Genomic DNA, 20,133 nt, shown 5'->3' with positions numbered 1-20,133 from the left:
TCTCTTATTCTTTGCTTTACACACTATTTCTCAGCTGATCAATTCTATAAATAGATCTTCTTTTTCCTTAAAGCTAACAGGCATTGACGCTTACCGGACTCTTTCTTATACTGAAGTAACTGACTAAAAAGAAACAAGGTGACTGCTATGGATTTTAAAATTAATTTTTTATCATTTTACGTAATACAAGTAGAAGGAAAAGAAGAACAGGCCTCTAAACAATATAAGCATTTTCAAACGCTTGATACGGAAGAATATGAAGAAAGTTCCATTAAAGATTTTTTAGACGGTGAATTTAAAAAAATTGTAAAACGCAAAGTAGAGCGACACCCTAAAGCAGAACAAGTGCCTACAAAGCTTGGGTATTTTATAGTTGAACCAGGACACGCACTCGATTCAAACCCTAATTATAATTTATTTCACCGCACTCGTTTTGCCACAACCAAAGAAGAATTTGAAGAAAACAGCGAACAGTTTATCAATGCGTACCTTGATACTGCAGCCGTTCGAGGAGGAGCATTTTTAGTTGTATCTGCTGTTCCAAGAAAATATTTTGATCATGCTTTTGTGTTTATTTTAAAATGTGACTTTGAACCAAAAGTGGCTTCAATTTCAGATGAATCAACCCTTATTCGCCACGTAGAGATGGCGATTACTACTAAAAACATGAAATCCATTCAATACCCCTACATGCCTGAAGAAGGCATGGTGGAAGAAAGTGAACTCGTCATCCACCAAGCGTCTCATGCCCGTTACTTTGAAGACTTCTTGAAATTCATTGACTACAACGAGCCGATGCCTGAGATTATGAAAACACAAGTGATGGATATGGTGCGTGAACACGTCAGCGAAACGTTTGAAGCAGAAAGCGTAGAACTTGAACAGTTTGAATCGGACATGGAACTGTGGGCAACAAGTGAAAAGCGTGAGCTTCAAGAACGTTTAGATACCCATCAAGTCATGGAAGCTGCTGCTCATATCGTCGAGCATACGCCTGATGCGGAGCTTAAAATGAAGCTTGGCGAAACAGAGATTAAAGGGCTGTTAGCTGATTTCGGGGAAAATATTCACTTAGCGAAAGTGAACGGACGCTACGTGGCGTTAATTGAAGCGGAATCGATTCTATTTGAAAAAGGCGCTTCCCCGATTGAGTTTCATAAGCCAGGTGATTTGCACGGGATTATTGAGAAAATTAGCAGTAAGAAATGGGAAGAATAAATAAAAGCCAGAGAGCTGTATTGTGCTCTCTGTCTTTTATTTAACTGAAAAAGCAGCTCTATTTATCCACCTTAATTCTCTACTAATTGGCTCACCGCAACATTTTGTTCATTTTCAGGCTGACCTAGCGGATAAATTCTTGCCGTATCATTTTCTTCGCTTACATGTTGAATATAAACGGCCGTATCGTTTTACGTAACGTTAGCCATAACGGGTGAATCAGCAATTTGGTTTGCTCGCTGCTTGTCCACGTTTCTTCCCCCCTCTATGCTAATATACATATAAGGTTTGCTTAAAGAATGAATGATATTCGCCGTTTAGAATAGTTCTAGCGCTTTTTAGCGGTGCGGTAGCCAAGGTAAAAGATGAAAGAAGTATAGATAATAAATACAGCTCCAGCCAGCAAGATCATTTTGTGATGATGCCAAAGGTTTACGTATGTTTTGATGAAGATCCCTTTTGTAAGTAAAATATATTGATACACAATAAAACCAACCACCAAAGCAAGAAACAGCACTCGAAACAAACGAATGAAATCAATGTTAGATAAAGCGGAAGCAGCTTTTACCCAGGGCGATATAGGAGGCTGCGCTTTTTTGGTGCTGCGGCTCTTCGACTTTTGTTTCTTTGCAGGCGGAGCTTTTGATTCTTCTATTTTAGGTGCTGGTTTTTGTTTCCCTTGAGCCATCGGTCACTTTCCCTCTTTCTTAAATAAAGTGTCTAAAAAAGAAGCTTTTCTATTTTGCATATTCAAGAAAGAGGCAGCTATCTCCTTTTCGCTTTTAAAAATACTTTCCTTTTTAAATACAGAATGTCTTTAGGTATGTGCCTATAGCATTTTTTTTATCTTCGCATACGTTATATCGTGTTTGATTTGAATTTACTATTTAAAAGGAGCGGTGCCCTAATGAACCCTTATTATTTCAACCCTGGATATATTCCTCAGCAAGTTGATTACTCAGTTCAACAATACTATCCCCCTTACGTACCACAGCATGAAGAATACGATGAAAGACAGCAGCTTCAAAATCTTGGAGGATTTGAACGAAGAATTCGTGCCCTTGAGAGACAAAATGAGGAGCAAGTCAGAGAAATCACTCGTTTAAATCGAGTTGTTGAGCGACATACTGACCGTATAAACAGATTAAATCAGCGCTTACGCAATGTAGAAAGAAGACTTAACATTCCATTTACAGCAAGCCAGGACGGATTTTAAACTCACCTTAAGCATTCCCGTTTCTTTTGAACGAGAATGCTTTTTTACATGTCTTCCGTCGTTTTTGATAGCACGAAGGATATTTGATTAAACTTTACATAAAATAAAATTTGACTATGAAAAAGAAAAGGAGAAAATTACATGAAATCCCCTGTTGTTATTTGTCCTAACTGTCATTCTCAAAAAGAGCTTGCTACCGTTTTAACTGCTCAGTCCAATCAAAACGTTATCTATACATGCTCAGCTTGCGGCTATAAGCTGACAAACATTAAAACAAACAAAGGATAACCAGTATCTCTCACCTCACTTAGTACCTATACTCAATATGTTCTTCTGTCCATATACAAAAATTAACGTTTACGTAAATGTTATTAATTTTGTATACTGATAGTATTATGGGAAAGGGAGTTGAAGAAGTTGAAGTTTAAAATGAAGGAACGCGGGCAGCTGCATTTGAGTCCCGAAGGAAAACAATTGATTTTAGACTTATACGAATCAAATATGATGGAATCTGTAAATGAAGCTTTGGATGCTGAAACAAGAAGCTTTCACAGTGGAAAAGCCGATGGGATACAGGCTATTCTACTTCTTTTAGGGGTACAGTTAGAAGAAAACACTTCACAATCATAAATGAATGCCCTATAAAAACCATAAAAGCAGACGCACTCTTCTGGTGAATGCGCCTGCTTTTTATGATTCTTCCTGCTCAAATTTTACAATTGCAGCCTTAGCACGATCTCTCAGTGACAGAAGGTCAGACTCTACTTTTAAGATGTTTTTCTTTTTCTGTTCAATCAGCTTGAGCTGCTCTTCTACCGTATGTAACACTTGCTCTAACTTTTCTTTTTGTTGACTTGTTCCTTTCACTTGCCTATAATCCATCTTTTGTATTTCAAGAGTATCACTTAAAGCAAGAAATTCCTGTAATTCTTGAAGTGAAAAACCCATGACTTCTTTGGCATTGGTAATTTTCTTTAAGAATTCTACATGTTCTTCGGTGTACAGACGAAATCCACCTTCACTTCTTGGAGGTGCTGGCATCAGTCCAATTTGTTCGTAATAACGAATCGTACGTTTTGTTAAACCGCTTTGCTTCGCTACATCATCTATTTTTAGTTCACTCATTTTTAAATCCCCTTTAATCAATTAACAATGTCAACTTTTCGTACTTGTTACTATTATACACTAACGCTAGATATCTCAAAACAAATCTGAACAGCTGTGCACTTATTTAAAAATAAATAAGCAATTTCTTTACCCTTTTTTAGAGTAAAAAAATTGCTTATACAGTATATGCTGGGTTCTTTTCTCTAAAAGCTTATCATAAATGCTGTTTTTGTTAATTTACGATTTAGCATACAAATTAATAAATTTGTTTTTGAGACTTCTTATTTCTATCGACTAAATGTTTATTAACTTGTATGTAGCCTTCTCTTTCTGTACTAGCCCCGCCTGCGCTGAGTACACCGATAGCCACGCATGCTATCCAACCTAATTCCATTATAACAGAAAGCGCTTACATAATAAAGTGTTATGCTTTATTTTCTAAAAAGTTATAAATAAAATCAGCGGGTCTTGTTCTAGCCCCTGCTGATTTGTTAAATAGAACCGGCGACGATACAGTTTTATAAAATAGTAAATAGGTCGTCTTAATAAGCTACTTTATAAATCAAAAACCGTTCATATGGATTTTTACGATCCAACTCTGGCAGCATTACCTCTTCTTTTAAAGTGAAAGAAGGGTGTTTTTCGAGATGATGAAGATAATCCTCTGAACTATAATACAAAATCAAATCAATCTCGCGCTTATTCTCTTCCCACGAAAGCAAAATATTGTTCACTACTTGGATAAAAATTTGAACTGAAAAAGGATTAAAAAAATAAAAGCGGTTGTCTAGTGGATGAATCTTATATTCCTGGGCTAAACAACACTGAAAATGAATATGACGTTTTCGGCCCTTGGCTTTTTTTAAATAGCGCCTCTGATTATCTATGGCCTGCTCATAAAAGTGCTCATTCATTTCTATCCCTACAGCGGTGGCATTACATAGGTAGTTTACATAAAAATTCAGCCTTCCTTTCCCACACCCAAAGTCGACAATTCTATCGCTGCTTGTTAGCTCATACTGAGTGAAAAGTGTTTCTAATGCACGATAAGGTGTGGGTTCATAACGATGGTAATGAAATGAATCATTAAATCCCTTTTGTTCTCCCGTTGTTTTTATATTTAATAAAGCGTCATAATATTGCTCATTCATGGCCAATCTCCTATTTATAGTTGTTGAAAAAGAGAAAGAAGGACAAATGTCCTTCTTTCTCACTCTACTTTCACACGCATTTCTGATATTTTAAGACCAATCTCTTCGATTAACTGCACAGCCTCCGCTCGTTTTTGATTATCTAATGTGCTGATTTCTGATATATCTACGCTTTTTAAATATCGATAAGAGGCTTTAAGTCGTTCTAGGGTATCTTCTTGGTCAAACTTTTTCATGATTATCTCCTCCAGTTTATGTAGTTACTATATGTATACCACAAACATGTCCGTAATAAATCTAACCTGTTTAATAAATACTAAACGTATCTGATTTATCTAAGAGGAAATGCACTTCTAATAGCTGATATATACTCAAAAAATTCCTGGGTTTTAGAATTTTTACGTTCATTTCTCGTGTTAGTTGCAAAAAATGCTTCTCTTTGCGCTTTACTTATCTCAATTTGCACACCCATCCGCCTAGCTGTTTTATTGGTTATATTTCTGGGGCTTGTACCGGAAAAAGGGTCTTGATCTGATAAAATTTCTGTACTAAAGCCTTTGGAAACAAGCGCTTCATGTACTTTGGACCTTAACGCTTTGTCAGCACCGCCGATTTTAGTGTGTTTTTCACTTTTATCATTGTATCCATGAAAAGATACTGCATAGTCTTCTTTCGATATAATAGTTAGCGCATGAGGTTCATCAAAATGAGTGGATGTGATATGAAGGTCGGCATTTCCTGATTTCTTTAACCCTTCAAATATATAGTACGAGTATTCGTTTCCTGCTAGTCCAACAGCAAGTTCGGATGTTCCAGTTTCAATACCTCCACCGTGTATCGCGAGCATAATAATGTTAGAAGGTCTGATTTCAAATTGAATTTTGTAGTCTTGGTTGTATACTTCATAAGAGGCAAGTTCAGAGAAGCTAGCATATTTATCTGGCATCATATATCCTCCTTGTGAATAAGACATAGTAAATAAACTTATTAGTCTTTTCTTTAATGTACCACATCTTTTCTTTCATCACATACTATGTGATTGCAATTACCAATAAATATGGTACGATTAAGTTCGAGTTTCTTGCTCGTTAAAAGTTCACCAGATAGTCAAAATTTTCATTTTTAAGCATTCCATTTTTATCTTATAATAAAGGATGTACTTATTTTCAATTGGTAATTCGACATTATTCTTTGTTTTTTTAAAAAGTTCAAGGAATGTTAACAAATTTTACGAGCAACCTTGATGTAATTACGATATTTTTTTGTTAAAATAGTTTAGTTGATTAATAAAGATTATGTTTATTCATGTAAGAATAAGCTCAAAAAGGAGAATTGCTGTGAAAAATACCGAAGTTATCACAAAGGAATCACTTCCTATCAATCAGTATTTTTCCCGGGAAGTAATCAGTGCTATTATAAAAACTGGGATTATTAAATCGAACTCACTAGGAATGGTTGCTGGGCTTTGTCTCGCAATTGCTGTTAACGACTTAAGCTTTGTGACACAAATTCCTATCATTATTTTGGCTTTAATTGGGACATCTTTTGTCGTAGGAGGAGCTGGGGCAGTTAATAACTTCTATGACCGTGATATTGATGCGATCATGAAACGTACGAAAGACAGACCGACTGTGACAGGAGCGGTCAACCCTAAATTTGCTCTATGGTTAGGACTGGCTTTATTTGTTATCGGTGTAGGTATTTTATTTTTAGTTTCTAACATGGCCGCCATTATGGGTATTTTAGGATTTTTCTTTTATGTAGTGCCTTATACTATGCTTACAAAACGTACAACCATTTATAATACCGAAGTCGGAAGTATTTCTGGAGCTATGCCTCCAATCATTGGCTGGGCCGCTATTTCACCAGACTTATTTCATCCGGTAGCAATTGGATTGTTTGTATTTATGTTTTTATGGCAGCCTCCTCACTTCTACGCTATTGCGATTAGAAGACTTGAGGAATATAAAGCCGCAGGTGTACCAATGCTTCCTGTAGTAAAAGGGATCCGTCGTTCCAAAGTCCAAACGCTTGTATACCTAGTTATTTTACTAGCGGCATCTTTCTTATTTTTATCGTTTAGTAAAATTATCGCATTTACAACGTTCGGTTTAACACTAGTGTGGATGCTTCTTGGGATTGTTGGATTTAAAAAATTAGAAGATACAAAATGGGCTACTTTAATGTTTGTGTTCTCATTGAACCATCTTACGATTATTTTTGCCCTTATGATTATACTGTCGTTTTTTAAATAATAAACGTTCAAAAGCAGGTAGCTATCAGCTACCTGCTTTTATACTAGATACATCTTTTGCTTTCAGTGAAATCATTCCTCCGTACCTCGCTGAAACTGCTTCACCTAACGCGTTGGCAAACATTGTGTACCGCTTCCGTGACTCCTCACTTTCAGGTAACCCTTTTTCATGAATACACCAGAGAATTCCTGCCATAAATGCATCACCCGCTCCCGTCGTGTCTATCGCCTGCACTTCTTTTGCACTCACATGAAGCGTTTGATTTGCAGTAACCGCTACTGCCCCATCTTCTCCTTGAGTGATCCATACGTACGGAATATGATACGATCTCAGTTTTTCTAGGCTTTCTGTCAGATCTGTTGAATTCATCAAAAATAGGAGCTCATCTTGAGAGATTTTCAAAATATCTGTTTCGTACAAAAACGGTGTTACGGTATTTCTACATGCTGCTTCACTTTCCCATCTTTTCATTCGGATATTTGGATCAAATGCTACCAGCATACGATATTTTTTTGCGAGCCTTACAGCTTCTTTCGTAGTTTCCTGGGAAATCCGATGAAACAACGTGCCTGACCCAAAATAAAAAATCGCTGCCTGCTCAAATAAAGGTTCCTGCAGCTCATGTTTATACACTTGCTCATGAGGTGTAGAATCTATGTAGGAATGAAAGTGACGATCTCCTTCTTTACTTTTATGTACATACACTTCACAAACTTTTTTCGTCTTCGATGTTACACAGCCGCTTTGGTTTACTCCTTCAATTAAAAGCTTCTTTCTTACGAAATCACTTGTTTCATCACTGCCTAACTTGCAGATATAATATGCTTTTGCTCCTAGCTTCTGAACTCCAACTGCTACATTAACGGTTGTGCCTCCTAAAAAAGGGGCAAAGTCAGTGTTAGATTCATTTTTGGCGATAAAATCAATAAATGCCTCACCATATGAAATAATTCCTTTTTTCACGTTAATCCCTACCTTCTTTCTTCTGTCTCCCAACGCATTTGACGCATACACACGCTTTTCCTCTGCTGTCTAAAGGAATTTGTTTAAACAGATCAGGGGTAAAAACTTTCTGCATACACCAACACTTTTCTATTTCTCTGCCTTGTACAGAAGCACAGTTATTTCTCTCTCCGCAGATAGGACATGTGCTATCATCACCTGAAAATGCCATAAATTCCTCTCCTTTTTTCTATGCAGTTGTATAGGTTATCCCTATTAGTATACAAGAGGTAGTTAAAATGCGCTTTTTGATATTTTCGTTTTCAACTTCTTCTATTCTTGATATTATACATATAAAGGAAATAACATATCGCGAAAGGAGCCTTTATGACGACACATTTATTTCACCAAAAACCCCTTGCTACATGGATGCATGAATATCCTTTACTAACACCTTTAATCAATAAACAGGAAATACTTTGGATAAATCCTTATATAAAACCTGCTCAAGAAGCACTTTCTTCTCTTTCTTTACATCCCAAAGATATAAAAGAGGCAAAAGAGCGACTTTCTCGCTTTTCTTCTTTTCTTCAAATCGCTTTTCCGGAGCTGAAAGCATCAAAAGGAATCATTGAATCACCTCTTCAAGAAATTGCATACATGAAAGACTATTTAAATCAACAAATGAATAATAAGCTGCAAGGAAAATTATTGATGAAATGCGATCACGATCTTCCCATATCAGGTTCTATTAAAGCAAGAGGCGGCATTTATGAAGTATTAAAGTTTGCTGAAAGTCTTGCTATCAAAAAAGGACTGCTTACCGAGGAAGACAGCTACGCTCTTCTAGCTGAAGAACGATGTAAAAAGTTATTTTCTTCTTATTCTATTTCAGTAGGATCTACCGGTAATTTAGGTTTAAGCATTGGTATTATGAGCGCTACTCTCGGCTTTAATGTCACCGTCCATATGTCAGCGGACGCTAAAAAATGGAAAAAAGATCTGCTTCGTTCTAAAGGTGTAACCGTTATTGAATATCAGTCTGACTACGGAAAAGCCGTGGAAGAAGGACGAAAGCAAGCCGAAGCAGACCCCGCCTGTCATTTTATTGACGATGAGCAGTCTAGAGATTTATTTCTTGGTTATTCCGTTGCGGCTTTACGTTTGAAAAAGCAGCTAGCCGAGCAGCAAATTCAAGTAGACGCCGAACACCCTTTGTTTGTCTATTTACCTTGCGGAGTAGGCGGAGGTCCTGGCGGTATTACGTTTGGATTAAAAGCAATCTACGGTGATCACGTTCACTGCTTTTTTGCTGAACCTACTCACTCCCCTTGCATGCTGCTTGGATTAATGACCGAGCTGCATGATGGCATTTCCGTTACGGATATTGGACTTGATAACGTAACAGCTGCCGATGGACTAGCTGTAGGAAGGCCATCTAGCTTTGTAGGCGAAACGATAAAATCGCTTATTAGCGGAATTTATACTGTAGAAGATGATCAGCTTTTCCGATTTATTTATGAGCTAGCCAATCGTCAAAATATGTATATAGAACCTTCAGCAGCGGCTGGTTTACAAGGACCTCTTCACCTGATGGAAAGCGGGTCTTCATATATACAAGCGCAAGCACTAGAAAGCGATATGTCAAAAGCTACTCACCTTGTCTGGTCAACTGGAGGCAGTATGGTGCCAGTTGAAGTGATGAATAGCTATTACGAGCAAGGAAAAAATTTAATGAATAGATAACGTTAAAAGGCATGGAGAACAATGATGTTCTTCATGCCTTTTTAGAAGAAGTAGCTTGCAGAAAGATAGGATACCAAATTTCAAAGGGAAAATATCCCGACTTATAGCTGCCGCTTGTACCCATAGTTGAAATTTTTATTTTCCTGTATCCTTTTTTCCATAGAAAGGTACCTGCAAACACCTCGATTTGTTCCACTTTCTTTCTTCTAATAATCGTTGTTTTTCGTGTTAAAAACTGCGAGCGAATACTGACAAATACCTCGTCCATCATTAAGCCGCCTTGGCGATATCCTAACCACTGAATAAGTACGTACACAAGGGATAGCACGGCAATAACCCACACGAACATTGATTTCCAAAAGCTGATGCCAATCCCTGCCGCTGCAAGTAACAAGAGCGGTAATAATAATGGGTACCATGCATATTGAATAGCTGTATTTCTTGGACACTTTATATATTCATAGTGCGGGACATATACGTTCATTAATGCTGAAATCTCTTTTTGCTGGATAAACGGGTGTAAATAGACCTTTTCTTTTAAATCAGAGGTTACGACGTTTAACGAAACGGAAGACCATCCAAATAAGCGTCGAACCAACCCTTCTTCTATCGTAACAGCCTGTATTTTATGAAAAGGAATCGTAAGGGATTTCTTATTTAACAGTCCGTATTTAATATGTAGATAATGATCGTAGCGTTCCACTGTAAAACCGCCAAAGCGTATCACATATAAAACGATAGACAGCAAATAAGCAAGCACCACAATTACAGCCACTAATACAAATAAACCAAGCATCGATTGATGAATCACTTCTTCGTAAGCTGTCTTCACCCAGCGGTTGATATACGTATCAATATACTGATAGAGAAAACCAAGAGCAGCAAATATATAGCCAAAATTTCCGGAAAACGCAGCAGCTAACGCCAGCTGTTTCACCGACACTTTCATCATACATTCAGGACTTTTTTCTCTTATTTCCGGCTGACTTCCTGACAGCTTTAACGTATCTTTAAGATGGTGCGCTTCTTTTAGTGAAATACCAGATAAATCAATTTCAGCATCCGTACCGCTGCTGGCCGTGTCAATACGAAGCCGGGCTAAGCAAAGAATTCTAAAAACAAACGGCTGATCTAACTGAATCGATTGAATGCGATTTCGTTGAATAAATCGTTTTTCTTTTTTAAAAATTCCTTTATAAAGACGCACTTCCGTTTCCGTTACTTCATAACGAAATTCCCTCCAAGTAAAAAAAGCAAATAAAGCGACTACGCCTCCCGCTAATAGCGTTGCCCACCAATATGTAAACAACAGGTGCCGATTGACAATAAATACAAATACAAAAGGCAGGATATTATTTTTTACATGTTCAATAAATGCAATTGCAATATATAGCGGATGCAGCCGCTTACTCATCTTCATCATCTACCTCTGCTAGTCTAGCAATATACTCCCGCAGTGCTTCAGCATCTCTTTGCCCGAGTGCAGGAATTTCGACACTTCCAGCTGCTGTGATGATTTTAACAGATGCCAAGTCAAATTTCCGAAAAATCGGCCCTGTCAACGTTTCAACGTGCTGCACTTTCACAAGCGGAATTTTCGTATGATACCAGATGAATAGCCCTCTTTGTACATCAATTTGAGTATCTGTTACTTCATATGAATATACATTCATATATACATTTGGAGCTATAATTGTATATATGATAAAGCTCACGACTAATAGTCCAGCTGATATCCATCCAATAATTGACCACCAATCAAAAAAATGAACGAGTAGAAAATAACCCGCTGTTGCCAGAAGCCACAGGCTATGCGTAAAAATAGATTGCCAGCGCATCGCTTTTTTAGCCTCGAGAGGCAATTTGCCCTTTAAATGTTCAAACTCCATAAAAACTCCTTTCTCTACCTTTTTTACTATTTCTATTACTATATTACGTTAAAAAAGGAAAAAAGTTTCATAGTTTGCTATTTTCTTATTATTTTTTGATAAAAAACAAACAAGACTGCCTATTTCGAGGCAGCCTTGTTTGTTATCGATAAACGCCGTCTTTCTCTCCGTGTACAACAGCCGCTCTTTCAACTGCTTCAGATACTGCTTCATGTACAGCTAGATTAAGAGGATGAGGAACTAAATCGCCTGGACGCGTTGAATTCGCAATGGCTTCAGCTGCAGCTACAAGCATCGTATGTGTAATATCACGCACCCCCGCATTTAACACTCCTCTGAAAATACCTGGGAAGCCGAGTACATTATTCACTGACCTGCCGTCAGTAGCATAAATAGCTCCTGCTTCAAGAGCATCTTCAGGTTCAATTTCTGGCTTTGGGTTAGAAAGTGCTAGAATGATTTGCCCTTTTCGGATCCATTCTTTTTGGATTAAGCCAGGTACACCTGTTGTCGCAACAACAATATCACAGTTCTCCATAAGCTCTTCTAATGAATCCGCTACTTTTCCACCGTAGCTGACTAAGCGCTCATTCGCTTCAGGAGACTTATCAGCTCCTATCACCTGTTTGACACCGTACGCCATGAACATTCTGCAAGTAGCGATACCGGCAGCTCCTAAGCCAATCTGCCCTACTTTTGCTTCTTTCAAATTCACACCTGTGCTGCGACAAGCTGAGATAGCTGCTGCTAGCGTCACAACTGCTGTTCCATGTTGATCATCATGCATAACTGGAATATCGAGCTCTTCTTTTAAACGTTCTTCAATTTCAAAGCAGTGAGGCGACCCTATATCTTCTAGTAAAATACCGCCAAATCCCGGTGAAATATTTTTAACTGTTTGAATAATTTCTTCCGGCTCATTTACATTTAGCAAAATAGGGATAGCGTTTACATTAGCAAGCTGATCAAATAACGCAGCTTTTCCTTCCATAACGGGCATTCCTGCAACTGGACCAATATTTCCTAATCCTAATATAGCGGTGCCATCCGTTACAATCGCAACCGTATTTCCAATGCTCGTATAAATCTTAGCTTTGTCGGGCTGTTCTTGAATAGCACGGCAAACGTTTGCTACACCTGGTGTATACACTCTTCTTAAGTCAGCGATCGATTCAATTTTCATTTTGCTTTTCATTTGAATTTTACCGCCTTCATGCGCATGAAGAACTTCATCGGATACTGTATGTAAAGTAATGCCTTCTAAACTGCGAACCGCTTCAAGCAATTCCTCAAGCTGGTCTTCACTTTCTACTTGAACCGTAATGCTTCTCATGGTGTAGTTATGTCCTACTTTAACGGTTTCAACCTCGCCAATGTCTCCTCCAACATTTCCGATAGCTGTTGCTACTCTTCCTAAGTTTCCCGGTACAGTCGGTGTTTGTACCATTAATGTGCGTATTAAATTATTCATCATATTCCGATATCCCCCTTGTCCTAATCCTGCAAGTACGTATGCTTACTAAATGAAGCGTTTAAAACGGTCTAATCCCCATAAGTTCATGTTATCTACTTATCTTACAAGTAGATCTATGCGTACTCTCTTTTCCATCAAAAGAAATAGATAACGCTTTCAAACAGATGTTTCGCTTTGATTATAAGCAAAGTTTTTAGAATAATCAAGCGATGGCATTGTGAAAATTCATAAATTATTAAGAAGGAATTTGTTCTTCATAAACAGAAAAGACTTATATAGAAAAGAAACAAAGGAGTGAAGCAATTGAAATCAATTTGTGTGTTTGCAGGAGCAAGCGCTGGAATAAAAACAGAATATAAAGAGGCCGCCGTCTCGCTAGGACGCTACATGGCCCAAAAAAACTACCGGCTGATTTACGGAGGCTCACGAATGGGTCTGATGGGAGAAGTTGCAAATGAAATGCTTCAGCATGGAGGCGAAGTCATTGGTATTATGCCCCGCGGTTTGTTTAGCGGTGAAATTGTTCATACCGCGCTGACAGAACTCATCGAAGTAGAGAGCATGCATGAGAGAAAAGCAACTATGCACGAGTTAGCTGATGCTTACATTGCACTTCCTGGAGGTTTCGGAACATTTGAAGAGTTATTTGAAGCTCTTTGCTGGGCTCAAATTGGTATACATAAAAAACCAGTAGGGTTATTAAATGTGAACGGCTACTACAACCCGCTTATGCAAATGGTTCAGCATGCCGTAGATGAAGGATTTTCTACGGATTCTGCTATTCGTCTAATCAACATTTCTGATACTCCCGAACAGCTCATCTCTTCAATGGACACCTACACGTCTCCTTCAGAGGATCAAAAATGGAACACTGAAAGCTAAAAAGCAAGCGCATCATTTGCGCTCGCTTTTCAGATGTTATTAAAAGTAATTTCGTATTTTTTTACACCAAAAACAAAAGGGCTATCTATTGGCTTTAAATACTGATTCTGAACTTTGGAAAATTCCCCTTTTTCTAGTAATTTAGCAAAGGCAATTTTCCCTTCCATTCTTGCTAGCGGTGCTCCTAAGCAAAAATGGATGCCAAATCCAAAGCTTACATGAGGATTCGCTTTACGATGTACGACAAAAGTGTTAGACCTTTCAAACTTAGCTGAATCTCTATTTGCACTTGCTGCCCAGCTAATTACCTGCTGCCCCTTTTTAATTTTACACTCTCCAAGTTCTACATCTTCAGCGGCTATGCGTCCAATCGCTTGAATAGGAGGATAATAACGAAGCGTTTCTTCCACGAGATTCGGAACTAGCGATATATCTTGACGAACTTCATTCTGCACGTCTACGTCTTCTGTCATATACCGGACTCCGTTCGTAATTAAGTTTGTTGTTGTTTCATTGCCTGCTACTAGCAATAGAATACAAAACCCCAGTACTTCCTCTTCTGTTAAATGTTCGCCGTCAATTTCTGCTTCTAAAAGCAGCGAAATAAGATCTTCTTGTTTATTTTTCTGACGCTCGGCGATAATTTCTTTAAAATACCCTTGTAAAAAAAGCACACCGTCATTACGCTTTTGCATCATTTTCGCAAAGGCTTCGTCTGAATTATCTTCAGCACCGCTCACTAAATCATCGGAGTACTTTTTAAACAGTGCTCGGTCTTTTATTGGTACTCCCAGTAGCTCTGCTATTACAATAATCGGCAGTGGTCCAGCAAAGTCTTCTACTATATCAAACTTTTTTTTGCTGCTTACTTCATCTAATAAATAATCTGCAATCTCTTCAATATGACCCTCCAAGTGCTGAATAGCTCTTGGCGTAAAAGCTTTGTTTACTAAGTTTCGTAACTTTGTATGTTTTGGAGGATCCATCATTAAGATACTTTCTTGGCGTTCTTCCATTGCTCGTTTGGATGAAAAAAGCGACGGGTTTTTTAAAATATACTTTACTGTTTCATAATCAAATACATCCCAGCAGTTTCGGCTTTCATCGTAACGAATAGGTGCTTCTTGACGCAGGCTATTATAAATATCAAATGGGTAAAGCTGCTGTTCAACGGATTTAATTTCTTGCATAGGAATTAAATTAGCATAACGATTTTCTCTTTTCACTGCTTTTGGATTCATCTCGTCTTCCTTCTTTCGTTTAAAAGTAAAACTCGGTAAGGTTTTTAATCGCCTATGGATAAAAGAATTTTTTTCCATCTTTTATCTTTTGATAAGCCTATCACAAGGTTTTTTCACTTTCAACGGACATAATCAGAAAATTTTGTAAATTATACCAAAGACGTATTTTTATTCAAGGTCTAAATAAGTGATTTTTCCCCATTTTTTTAGTTCATTTATCTTGTTTCATAATAATCATAGAGATGGTTACACTACAAGTAAGTACGTAAGAAAGTAGGGATCTCATGTGATGGATGCCCTTATGTGGGGTGGTATCTCAGGCTCAGCTGTACTAATTGGCGCCATTATAGCTATTTTTGTACCTTTAAAAAAACAGTTGACTGCTTATATTATGGCTTTTGGCACGGGCGTTTTGTTAGGAGCTGCTGCTTACGAGCTTATTCAAGATTCAGTAAAAGAAGCGGGAATTATTGCTTCTTCTTCAGGCTTCTTAACGGGTGCAGGACTCTTTACTCTTCTTGACATGACCTTAGCTAAAAAAGGCGCTCACAAAAGAAAACGTTCTAACCACCTTGTGCCCTCCAGCTCGGGACTAGCCATTTTTATTGGTACCATTATGGATGCTATACCTGAGTCACTAATGATTGGCGCAAGTTTGATTGAACAGCATCACGTTAGCTGGCTGCTTGTTGTCTCTATTTTTATCAGTAATATACCGGAAGGAATCTCCGGGACAAGCGGACTACTAAAAAGCCAATACAGCCAAAAGAAAATTTTTTCATTATGGCTTTCAGTTTTTTTTATATCAGCTCTTTGCTCTTGGATTGGATACTTATTTCTTCAAGACGCTACCCCAAACATGATGGGTTTTATTGCATCATTCGCCGGGGGTGGAATTGTGGCAATGGTTGCTTCTACGATGTTGCCGGAAGCTTTTGAAGAAGGTGGTCCTGTTATTGGTTTTATTGCTTCATTAGGGTTATTAACTTCTATTATTTTGGATTATCTGTCTTTTTAATGAATAAACTTATATTTTGTATGAAACAAAATATATAGGTCTTTCGTCTTTACAAGTAGATATAAACAAAAGGAGTTACCATTATGAAAAAAACATATGTTTCTCTTACACTTTGTACAGTGTTCACTTGGCTATCAGGGTGTGCCTATGCACCTCATAATAATCTGTCTGCCGAAAGAGTCTCTGCTTCTTCTATTCATCGTACTTCTTCTTTAGAACGTGATACTTCAATAGAAGAAATTACAAATAAACTTCCAGGACACGTTTATTTAAAAGGTATAACTTTTCAAAATGCGCAAAAACCTTACTACTTAGCAATTAACTACGCTGCAACAGGTAATCAGCATACGTTTGAAAAAAGCTGGACGTCTGTTAAAACCAAACGTACACTTTTACATAACGCAACCATTTTACTTTCTGCCGTACAAAATGTCGACAGCGTTCACTTTACTATTAATACGACTATTCCTCAGACAATCACAATTACTCGAAAAGAGTTAACCGACTTCTACGGAACAGATCTGCGGAATTATAATGACGGGAATCAAGTATGGAAAACAAAATATGAAAGGCAGCAAGAAAAAATCGAGAAATTTTATGATGCACATCCAATTACAGAAATGCAATAAAAGCGGCCGGTGGCCGCTTTTTAAAGTTGTTTTTTCATAAACACCTGCTCAAGTTTGATTCCTTCATCTGTATATAAATCTTGAAAGCCAAATAATTTTAACATTTTCACGAGTAAGCTATTCCTTTTTTCAGGTAGATTATATGTATTGTAAGCAATTGGCCCATACATATTAAAAATGGATATCAATAAAAAGTTTAGAACTTCCTCGGAATTTGAGATATGTTCCTTAACGCTTCCTTGATAAAAAGTAACGGAATTCACAATGCCTATGGAAGAAAAGTTCTTTTGAAATAATAGATAGCCAACTTCTTCGTTTTTTTCATTCAACGCAATAAACGATTCTCCATCACGAATACAGTCAAATTGATTTTTCCACGGAACGTCGTATGTATAAAAGGATAGGTTCTGAATATCTTTTACAACTCTTCGTTTTAGCGAATACGTAAACGAATTTTTCTTTTCAAGTAAAGAAGCGCGAAAACTTCCTCTATGTTTTAGAAATAAAAGCGCATCTACAATCTCATATCCGTATTTTTGATAAAGGTAAATGGCTTTTTCATTCACTTTAAATGCTTCCAGACTGGCTTCCACTACTCCTTGCTGTTGATATCTCTCAAGTGTGGCTTTTAGCAAGGCTTCACCAATCCCCATTTTTCGGTAAGGTAAAGCTACGCTTGTACCTCCATTCCAAGCGTGTTTTTTTCCTTTGACTCTTTTTATTCCATTTAACATAATTCCAGCTGGTGTGTCATTATAAAAAGCGACAAAAGAATGATCGACAGATAGCTGATCCAAACCAAACCTACAAATGAATTGATCTAGTGACATCTCAAGTGGAAGATAATAATCTTCAAAACCTTTATTAAATGCTTGTAGCGCATCGGAAAAAGAACACTGGCTTAGGGGCTTAATTATAATCACAGGACATTCCTTCCTTTTTTAAAAAGATCATAAGCTAAAAAAGTATCAATAACATTCTAAATTTTTTTGGTTTTTAAAAGAAAAGAAAGAGACATATCCTTTATACACCCTGTCTCTTCCTTTTTTGTTACCACTCTATTCTAGTGTCTTTTAACCTCTACATCCGAAGCTTTTACAAACGCATAGCGGTGATTAAAATAAATTTGATAATATTCATCTTTTCCAACAATCATTTTGTGATCGTTTGGATTTGTTGTAAAATTGGGTGCATAGTAATAGTCACTCTTTACTTTTTCTACCCCTACGTACACCTGATCCGGAGAGATTGTATACTGAAGTGGGACCATGTCTTTAACCGGGATATCAGAAGGATAAGCCGAAGCTTCCGGGAAAGCTCCTCCGTACACTTGAATGCTTTCTTTTCCTGCTTTTGGCGTTAATAATATGCCCGTACCTTTACTCGTATTTTGATTATGCGGATTATAAAACCACGCTTTTTGTCCTCCGTACCAAATTGCTGTCCATTCTCCTTTTGTCTCAGCCACTGCATACGTTTGTCCAGTTACAGCTTTGCTTCCCCAGTCTAACGTTTGTTTCGTTCCTGGCCCTGAAGCTGCAGGCTCATTCAGTAGCGGCGAATCATTGCTAGGAGCTTGATGCAAATACACAAAGTTGGCCGGCTGCTTTGGTGCATCTGATACCTCCGGCTGATTGTTTTTAAAGACGGGATTAATTGTAACGGCTAGTTTGTTTGTATGCTGGCGCTCGACTGGGTTTCCTACTAAATCCATATAGTGCCCCCAATCCCAAAACGGCCCAGGATCTGAATGCATACCTGATTGAGCCTTAGGAGACAAACCCGGTACCTCGTCATGACCGATAATATGAGCTCGGTCTAATGGAATATTATATTCTTTGGCAAGGTGGCGTACGAGTCTTGCTGAAGAACGGTACATTTCTTCTGTAAACCACGTGGATCCTTCAAGGGCGAACCCTTCATGTTCAATTCCAATACTGTGCGTATTAAAATACCAGTTTCCTGCATGCCATGCTACATCTTTGTTATCAATCATCTGTGCAATGTGGCCATCACTTGAACGTATGACATAGTTTGCAGCTGCTCTATTAGGGTTAGCAAATAAATCAATCGTTCCGTCATAACTTACTTCTGTATCATGAATAACAATATAGCGAACATCTGATTTTTGACGATTTGCAAGATCATAGTTTCCGTAATCTGAAGGACTTTCGCTGAATTTCCCGTAAAAAGCAGGAATGTATTCACATTTTAAAGATGCCGGACAATCCGCTTTATTCGTATTGGAATTTTCAGCGCGAGGAATCGACATATCTATATTTTGAGGAGAAATTTTAAGATGCTGTCCGTCTGATGTTGTACGCTCTGCTCCTTTTTCCAGCGTTTCATATACATCATCGGCAAATACTTGAGCGTTTTCTTTATCCTGAGAAGAACTGTAAGCGGCGACTGCATCGTACCATTTCTGATCAGTAGACGGTACGTTTCCATTTTTGTCTTTTGCCATAAAGGCTAGTACAGCAGCTCCACCGCGAATATTTTGCACAGGATCGTTTTTTAATCTTTCTTTATCGGACTTAAGCAGCTTAGCAGCTAAGGAGAGCGTTTGCTGTTTGTCATATGCTGGTTGTGAAGACGCAGTTCCGTTTCCTTTTCCATCCTCTAAAGAAGGGATGTCTGTTAAATGCATCAGACCGTATCCGCCGGCTGCGCTAGGTTTTCCATTATGACTTTCCCAGCGCGACTTGTTGTAGGAAATTGCTTTTAAAAGCGAAGCTGGCACACCAAATTCTTTAGATGCTTGTACAAATGCCAGCTCCAAAGAATCCGACTGATTCTCTGCAGCCTGAGCGACTGCAGGCGCTTGTAGCGAATGAATAGGCGTATAAGATGTACACATGACCCCAGCCGCAAGCATAGCTCCCCCTATCTTGTTTAGTTTTAATCGTTTTTTTAGTTTCAAACGTATTCCCCCCCCGTAAAGTATGTAAATGAGGTAAATAAAGACATAATATGACTTTACCTCGTTCTCAACCATTTCGTCTTCTTTCTTTCTATTCCCTTGAGACAATAGTCTAGAAGATTCGACAGAGTTACTAGGAGGAAAGATGTGGTACGATGAAAAATTGATAAAAATCATCCCTCTTCTTTAAAGCTGCGCTATCAAAAATGCTTGAGGACAACAGCGGTACATTCATCCCTTTTGCTGCTTTATTAAAAAGGCAGCAATATTGTAGATAATGTCATTCCTTCTATAATTCAACTATTACTAAACCAAATTTCTTAATTTACCAGTTTTTTAACAGACTGTACGTTCGATATTTTAGTAACTTTTCACCATAGTTAACCATGGAAAAGGTTGCTATTATTAAAGACAAGAGAATGTTTACATATGATTGAACGCA

General features: G+C 37.8%; 22 protein-coding genes and 1 pseudogene. 9 read left to right on the top strand and 14 right to left on the bottom strand.

The features are described from left to right. Window positions 1–147 precede the first annotated feature (147 nt). Window positions 148–1,218, top strand: a complete 1,071-nt coding sequence (locus tag ACOZIR_RS19610) for a DUF3900 domain-containing protein (protein WP_045290574.1) — start codon at window positions 148–150, stop codon at window positions 1,216–1,218. 71 nt (window positions 1,219–1,289) lie between these two features. Here the strand turns inward: ACOZIR_RS19610 and ACOZIR_RS19605 are convergent. Together ACOZIR_RS19605 and ACOZIR_RS19600 are read right to left on the bottom strand one after the other, a co-directional pair. Next, window positions 1,290–1,469 (bottom strand): annotated as a pseudogene (locus tag ACOZIR_RS19605) (H-type small acid-soluble spore protein). A gap of 77 nt (window positions 1,470–1,546) precedes the next feature. After that, window positions 1,547–1,906 (bottom strand): hypothetical protein, encoded by a 360-nt coding sequence (locus ACOZIR_RS19600; RefSeq protein WP_045290575.1) that lies wholly within the window; start codon window positions 1,904–1,906, stop codon window positions 1,547–1,549. Window positions 1,907–2,125: 219 nt separating this feature from the next. On the opposite strand from ACOZIR_RS19600, the gene ACOZIR_RS19595 reads away from it, so the two are divergent. The 3 genes from ACOZIR_RS19595 to ACOZIR_RS19585 all read left to right on the top strand — a co-directional run bounded on the left by ACOZIR_RS19595 (window position 2,126) and on the right by ACOZIR_RS19585 (window position 3,064). After that, window positions 2,126–2,434, top strand: a complete 309-nt coding sequence (locus ACOZIR_RS19595; RefSeq protein WP_013056797.1) for a flagellar hook-associated protein FlgK — start codon at window positions 2,126–2,128, stop codon at window positions 2,432–2,434. 141 nt (window positions 2,435–2,575) lie between these two features. Next, entirely contained in the window at window positions 2,576–2,722 is a 147-nt protein-coding gene (locus tag ACOZIR_RS19590) for a hypothetical protein (protein ID WP_152640830.1), read from the top strand. A gap of 129 nt (window positions 2,723–2,851) precedes the next feature. After that, window positions 2,852–3,064, top strand: a complete 213-nt coding sequence (locus tag ACOZIR_RS19585) for a hypothetical protein (RefSeq protein WP_013056795.1) — start codon at window positions 2,852–2,854, stop codon at window positions 3,062–3,064. Window positions 3,065–3,124: 60 nt separating this feature from the next. Here the strand turns inward: ACOZIR_RS19585 and ACOZIR_RS19580 are convergent, their stop codons facing one another. The 4 genes from ACOZIR_RS19580 to ACOZIR_RS19565 form a co-directional block, all read right to left on the bottom strand. Then, a complete protein-coding gene (locus tag ACOZIR_RS19580; protein WP_033578828.1) occupies window positions 3,125–3,559 on the bottom strand; it encodes a MerR family transcriptional regulator in 435 nt (144 codons plus the stop codon). A gap of 524 nt (window positions 3,560–4,083) precedes the next feature. Beyond that, the gene (locus ACOZIR_RS19575) at window positions 4,084–4,692 is read right to left on the bottom strand and encodes a class I SAM-dependent methyltransferase (protein WP_114895125.1); all 609 of its coding nucleotides are present in this window, start codon (window positions 4,690–4,692) and stop codon (window positions 4,084–4,086) included. Window positions 4,693–4,751: 59 nt separating this feature from the next. After that, window positions 4,752–4,928 carry a hypothetical protein gene (locus tag ACOZIR_RS19570; protein ID WP_310878692.1) on the bottom strand — a complete coding sequence of 59 codons (177 nt, stop codon included), beginning with the start codon at window positions 4,926–4,928 and terminating at the stop codon, window positions 4,752–4,754. A gap of 95 nt (window positions 4,929–5,023) precedes the next feature. Further along, entirely contained in the window at window positions 5,024–5,641 is a 618-nt protein-coding gene (locus tag ACOZIR_RS19565; RefSeq protein ID WP_029714073.1) for a poly-gamma-glutamate hydrolase family protein, read from the bottom strand. Between the two features lie 388 nt (window positions 5,642–6,029). Here ACOZIR_RS19565 and cyoE point away from each other — a divergent pair, with 388 nt between their 5' ends. Continuing rightward, window positions 6,030–6,947: a heme o synthase gene (cyoE, locus tag ACOZIR_RS19560; RefSeq protein ID WP_045290581.1), complete on the top strand. Its 918-nt coding sequence runs from the start codon at window positions 6,030–6,032 to the stop codon at window positions 6,945–6,947. Window positions 6,948–6,971: 24 nt separating this feature from the next. Here the strand turns inward: cyoE and ACOZIR_RS19555 are convergent, their stop codons facing one another. Further along, window positions 6,972–7,910, bottom strand: a complete 939-nt coding sequence (locus tag ACOZIR_RS19555) for a carbohydrate kinase family protein (RefSeq protein ID WP_421535760.1) — start codon at window positions 7,908–7,910, stop codon at window positions 6,972–6,974. 1 nt (window position 7,911) lies between these two features. Then, window positions 7,912–8,121 carry a cysteine-rich CWC family protein gene (locus ACOZIR_RS19550; protein WP_310878690.1) on the bottom strand — a complete coding sequence of 70 codons (210 nt, stop codon included), beginning with the start codon at window positions 8,119–8,121 and terminating at the stop codon, window positions 7,912–7,914. A 155-nt stretch (window positions 8,122–8,276) separates the two neighbouring features. On the opposite strand from ACOZIR_RS19550, the gene ACOZIR_RS19545 reads away from it, so the two are divergent. After that, on the top strand, window positions 8,277–9,635 hold the full coding sequence (locus tag ACOZIR_RS19545) for a D-serine ammonia-lyase (RefSeq protein WP_340141375.1): 1,359 nt from the start codon (window positions 8,277–8,279) through the stop codon (window positions 9,633–9,635). Window positions 9,636–9,666: 31 nt separating this feature from the next. On the opposite strand, the gene ACOZIR_RS19540 is transcribed toward ACOZIR_RS19545, so the two are convergent. The 3 genes from ACOZIR_RS19540 to ACOZIR_RS19530 all read right to left on the bottom strand — a co-directional run bounded on the left by ACOZIR_RS19540 (window position 9,667) and on the right by ACOZIR_RS19530 (window position 12,998). Beyond that, the gene (locus ACOZIR_RS19540) at window positions 9,667–11,049 is read right to left on the bottom strand and encodes a PH domain-containing protein (protein WP_237758389.1); all 1,383 of its coding nucleotides are present in this window, start codon (window positions 11,047–11,049) and stop codon (window positions 9,667–9,669) included. Beyond that, window positions 11,042–11,524: a PH domain-containing protein gene (locus tag ACOZIR_RS19535; RefSeq protein ID WP_029714080.1), complete on the bottom strand. Its 483-nt coding sequence runs from the start codon at window positions 11,522–11,524 to the stop codon at window positions 11,042–11,044. Before ACOZIR_RS19535 ends, ACOZIR_RS19540 begins: the two co-directional genes overlap by 8 nt. A gap of 142 nt (window positions 11,525–11,666) precedes the next feature. Next, on the bottom strand, window positions 11,667–12,998 hold the full coding sequence (locus ACOZIR_RS19530; RefSeq protein ID WP_045290590.1) for an NAD-dependent malic enzyme: 1,332 nt from the start codon (window positions 12,996–12,998) through the stop codon (window positions 11,667–11,669). Window positions 12,999–13,301: 303 nt separating this feature from the next. Here ACOZIR_RS19530 and ACOZIR_RS19525 point away from each other — a divergent pair, with 303 nt between their 5' ends. Then, the gene (locus ACOZIR_RS19525) at window positions 13,302–13,880 is read left to right on the top strand and encodes a TIGR00730 family Rossman fold protein (protein ID WP_045290591.1); all 579 of its coding nucleotides are present in this window, start codon (window positions 13,302–13,304) and stop codon (window positions 13,878–13,880) included. Between the two features lie 29 nt (window positions 13,881–13,909). Here the strand turns inward: ACOZIR_RS19525 and ACOZIR_RS19520 are convergent, their stop codons facing one another. Beyond that, complete coding sequence (locus ACOZIR_RS19520; RefSeq protein WP_045290592.1) at window positions 13,910–15,121, bottom strand: cytochrome P450; 1,212 nt, start codon at window positions 15,119–15,121, stop codon at window positions 13,910–13,912. Window positions 15,122–15,407: 286 nt separating this feature from the next. Between ACOZIR_RS19520 and ACOZIR_RS19515 the strand changes: the two genes are divergently transcribed. Both ACOZIR_RS19515 and ACOZIR_RS19510 read left to right on the top strand, forming a co-directional pair. After that, complete coding sequence (locus ACOZIR_RS19515) at window positions 15,408–16,139, top strand: ZIP family metal transporter (protein ID WP_421535759.1); 732 nt, start codon at window positions 15,408–15,410, stop codon at window positions 16,137–16,139. A gap of 83 nt (window positions 16,140–16,222) precedes the next feature. Next, window positions 16,223–16,768 carry a DUF4825 domain-containing protein gene (locus ACOZIR_RS19510; protein WP_045290595.1) on the top strand — a complete coding sequence of 182 codons (546 nt, stop codon included), beginning with the start codon at window positions 16,223–16,225 and terminating at the stop codon, window positions 16,766–16,768. Between the two features lie 20 nt (window positions 16,769–16,788). On the opposite strand, the gene ACOZIR_RS19505 is transcribed toward ACOZIR_RS19510, so the two are convergent. Together ACOZIR_RS19505 and ACOZIR_RS19500 are read right to left on the bottom strand one after the other, a co-directional pair. Then, window positions 16,789–17,691 (bottom strand): GNAT family N-acetyltransferase, encoded by a 903-nt coding sequence (locus ACOZIR_RS19505; protein ID WP_340141376.1) that lies wholly within the window; start codon window positions 17,689–17,691, stop codon window positions 16,789–16,791. A gap of 140 nt (window positions 17,692–17,831) precedes the next feature. Next, complete coding sequence (locus ACOZIR_RS19500; protein ID WP_421535758.1) at window positions 17,832–19,691, bottom strand: N-acetylmuramoyl-L-alanine amidase; 1,860 nt, start codon at window positions 19,689–19,691, stop codon at window positions 17,832–17,834. Window positions 19,692–20,133: the final 442 nt, after the last annotated feature.

The organism is Priestia sp. D3YE.R1 (genome assembly GCF_049199565.1).
Lineage (GTDB): Bacteria > Bacillota > Bacilli > Bacillales > Bacillaceae_H > Priestia > Priestia aryabhattai.
The sequence above is the reverse complement of the archived record's forward strand: the minus strand, read 5'-3'. Positions and strand labels throughout refer to the sequence as shown.